This is a genomic window from Alloyangia mangrovi, assembly GCF_002300555.2.
Taxonomy (GTDB): Bacteria; Pseudomonadota; Alphaproteobacteria; order Rhodobacterales; family Rhodobacteraceae; genus Salipiger; species Salipiger mangrovi.
In genome coordinates this window covers 1-3,586 of sequence record NZ_NTHN02000117.1, presented here as the reverse complement: position 1 = coordinate 3,586, position 3,586 = coordinate 1, and the positions used below count along the sequence as shown (strand labels likewise).

The window sequence follows — 3,586 nt, the reverse complement described above, 5'->3', positions numbered from 1 at the left end:
CCGCCCGCCAGCAGCAGCGGGCGCTTCGCCTGCGCCAGCGCCGCCATCACCGCCGCGGCATCATCGGCGGTCAGGGCCGGGACGCTGGGACTGTAGGGCCGGGCATCGGCCACGCGCACCACGTCGGTCAGCATGTCCTCGGGCAGCGCCAGCACCACCGGGCCGGGGCGGCCCGATGTGGCGACGCGGAAGGCCCGCGCCATGTATTCGGGAATGCGCGCGGCGCTGTCGATCTGCGCCGCCCATTTCGCCACCGGGGCGAACATCTGGCGGTAGTCGATTTCCTGAAAGCTCTCGCGGTCCATGGTGTCGCGCCCGACCTGACCGACCAACAGGATCATCGGGGTCGAGTCCTGATAGGCGATATGCACGCCCACCGCCGCCTGACAGGCGCCCGGCCCGCGGGTCACCATGCAGATGCCGGGCCTGCCGGTGAGCTTGCCATAGGCCTCGGCCATGTCGGCCGCCCCCGCCTCGTGCCGGGCGTTGTAGAGCGTGAAGCGCTCGCGCACGTCGTGCAGCGCGTCGAGCACCTCGAGATAGCTCTCGCCCGGCACGCAATAGGCGCAGTCCGCGCCATGGATCAGCAGCTGATCCACCAGCACCTTGCCTCCGGTGCGCGCCTCGATGTCAGACATGGTCTCTCCTTCCAACTACGCGTCTCGGGCCGTTCACACGGCAGGCCCCTCGCCAGCCCTCGGGCCAATTCTCAGGGCCAACTCTCGGGCCGCCCTCAGGGCAGCTCTTCAGCCGCCCTCGGGCAGGATTTCAGGCCAGATTTCAGGCCCGCCCTCTTGGCCGCCCTCAGGCCAGCCCTCAGGGCAGTACGATGCAGGCCGGGTCGATCTGACGCCCCTCGGCATGGGCGCGGATGTTCCCGGACCAATGCCGCACCATGCGGTCGAAATTGTCCAAGGTGCGCCCCGCCACATGCGGCAGCGTCACGGTGTTGGGCAGCTCGAGCAGCGGGTTCGGGCCGGTCACCGGCTCGGACTCGAAAACGTCGAGCCCCGCCGCCACGAGCTGACCCGATCGCAACGCCGCGAGCAGCGCCGCCTCGTCCACCAGCCCGCCGCGCGAGGTGTTGATCAGCACCGCACCGGGCTTCATCTCCGCGAGGGTCTCGGCCCGGATCAGGTGCTTCGACTCCGCGGTCAGCGGAAGGTGGAGCGAGATCACATCGGCCCAGCCAAGCAGCTCGTCCAACGGCAGGAACCGCGCATCGAGCGCCGCATCGGCCCCCGAGGGCTTGGTATAGGCAATCTCGCAGCCGAAACCCTTGAGGCGCTTCAGCACCTCCTGACCGATGGCCCCCATGCCGATCAGCCCGACACGGCAGGCCCCGAGGTCGCGCGCCTCGCGCCAGAGGTCGGGCTGGTCCCAGCTGCCGCCACGGAACGCCTCCTGCACATGCGGCAGCCGCCGCAGCGTGGCCAGCATCAGCGCCAGCGTCGCCTCGGCGACCGAGGGCGCGTTCATCCCCGGAGAGCGTGCGACGGTGACGCCGCGGGCGCGGGCGGCATCGAGCGGGATGCCGTCGATGCCCGTGCCCCACTGATGCACCATCTCCAGCGCCTCGGCCTCGGCCAGCAGCTCGGCCGGAAACCGCAGCCCCCGGGTCACCGCGTAGCGCGCGCCGGCGAGCGCCGCGCGCATGTCGGCGCTCTCGACGCTGCTGACGAAGCGCAGATCGAAGCCTTCGCAAAGCTCCTCGATCCGCGCCCGCATGCCGGGGCTGGCTGGCTCAAGAACGGCAACCGGCCCGATGGCCATCAGTTGCGGCCCTTGATGAGCTCGCGCATCATCTCGATCTCTTCGCCGGAAAGATCGGTGAGCGGCGCGCGCACGTGGCCGGTCTCGAACCCGCGCAGCGCCACGCCCGCCTTGATCGCCGAGACGGCATAGCCAGACTTGCGGTCGCGGATTTTGGCGAAGGGGTAGTAAAAGTCGCGCAGCAGCTGCTCGCATTTCGCATCGTCCCCGGCGAGGAAGGCGCCGTGGAATTCCAGCGCGGTCTCGGGCACGAAGTTGAACACCGCCGAGGAATAGGTCGGCATGCCCGCGCCGCGATAGGCCTGCGCGAACAGCTCGTGCGTCGGCATGCCGCCGATATACGACAGCCGGTCGCCAAGCCGCACCGTCACGCGGCGCACGTTGTCGATGTCGCCGGTGCCGTCCTTGAAGCCGATCAGGTTGGGGCATTCATCGGCCAGCTGCTCGAGCGTCTCGGCCGAGATCTGCGCCTGACCGCGGTTGTAGACGATGACCGCCATGTTGGTGGCCTTGCAGACCGCGCGGATGCGGTTGGCAACGCCCTCCTGCGGGCCCTCGGTCAGGTAGTGCGGCAGCAGCAGGATGCCGTCGCCGCCCGCCGCCTCGATCTCGCGCGCGAGGTCACAGGCCATGCGCACGCCGTAGCCGCAGCCCGCGATCACCGGGGCATCGCCGGCAACTTCGCGCGCGGCGCGCACGACCTGCACGATCTCCTCGGGGGTGAGCGAGAACATCTCGCCGGTGCCGCCCGCCACGATGAGGCCTGCGACCTTGTGCGGCTTCAGCCACTCGAGGTGCGCCTGGAAAGGCTTCTTCGCGAAGCGGTCCTCGGCGTCGAAGGGTGTGACCGGGAAGGACAGAAGTCCGTGGCGGATGATCTCGCGCAGCGTGTCGGGTGCGATCATTGGTGTGTCTCCTCGTAAGATCCGCGGGACGTGCGGCTTTTGGCGCACGTCCGCCTTTGGTGTCAGGGGTTATTGCCAGTTGGCGGGCAGCAGAGCGTCGGGCAGGTTCTGGTAGCTCACCGGGCGCAGGAAGCGGCGGATCGCCATAGTGCCGACCGAGGTCGCGCCGAAGTTGGTCGAGGCCGGGTAAGGCCCGCCGTGGACCATCGCCTCCGACACTTCCACGCCGGTCGGGAAGCCGTTGACCAGCACCCGGCCCGCCTTCCGTTCGAGCACCGGCATCAGCGTCTGCGCCAGTGCGGTATCACCGTCGTCCATGTGAAGCGTGGCGGTCAGCTGGCCGGCAAAGCTCTTGGCCACCGCAAGCATTTCGGCCTCGTCCTTGACGGTGACGATCAGCCCGAGCGGGCCGAAGACCTCTTCGGCCAGCGCGTGGTTGCTGATCCAGTCGGCACCGCTGACGATGTAGAGATAGGGCGTGGCGTCGCGCTGGTTGCAGACCGAGGTCAGCACCTCGCGCACGCCGGTGCCGCTGCCGATGCGGGCCGCGCCGTCACGGTAGGCGCTGGCGATGCCGTCGGTCAGCATGACCTGCGTACCGACCGCCGAAAGCGCCTCCTTGGCGGCTTCGGCCAGCGCATCGGCCTGGCTCTCGAGCACCACGGCGATGCCGGGGTTGGTGCAGAACTGGCCGGCACCCATGGCCAGCGAGCCCGCCCAGCCGGTGCCGATGGCGGCGCCGCGCGCAGCCATCGCCTGCGGCAGCAGGAACATCGGGTTCACCGAGCCGAGCTCGCCGAAGAAGGGGATCGGCTCGGGCCGCTGCGCGCAGAGATCGAACAGCGCCCGGCCACCGCCGAGCGAGCCGGTAAAGCCCACGGCATTGATCAGCGGGTGCTGCACCAGCG

4 protein-coding genes are annotated in these 3,586 nt (G+C 69.5%); all 4 read right to left on the bottom strand.

What is annotated here, in order from left to right:
- A partial coding sequence (locus CLG85_RS26920; protein WP_260350362.1) for a thiamine pyrophosphate-binding protein occupies positions 1 to 638 on the bottom strand: 638 nt, incomplete at its 3' end.
- 178 nt (positions 639 to 816) lie between these two features.
- Entirely contained in the window at positions 817 to 1,773 is a 957-nt protein-coding gene (locus CLG85_RS26915) for a 2-hydroxyacid dehydrogenase (RefSeq protein ID WP_260350359.1), read from the bottom strand.
- Positions 1,773 to 2,675 (bottom strand): 5-dehydro-4-deoxyglucarate dehydratase, encoded by a 903-nt coding sequence (locus CLG85_RS26910; RefSeq protein ID WP_375796958.1) that lies wholly within the window; start codon positions 2,673 to 2,675, stop codon positions 1,773 to 1,775. The genes CLG85_RS26915 and CLG85_RS26910 overlap by 1 nt, the downstream gene beginning before the upstream one ends.
- A 72-nt stretch (positions 2,676 to 2,747) precedes the next feature.
- The coding region (locus tag CLG85_RS26905; RefSeq protein WP_260350358.1) for an aldehyde dehydrogenase family protein at positions 2,748 to 3,586 on the bottom strand (839 nt) is incomplete at its 5' end.

Bases quoted from the DNA above. Each gene is read 5' to 3' on its own strand.
- CLG85_RS26915 (WP_260350359.1), bottom strand. From the start codon at position 1,773: ATGGCCATCGGGCCGGTTGCCGTTCTTGAGCCAGCCAGCCCCGGCATG.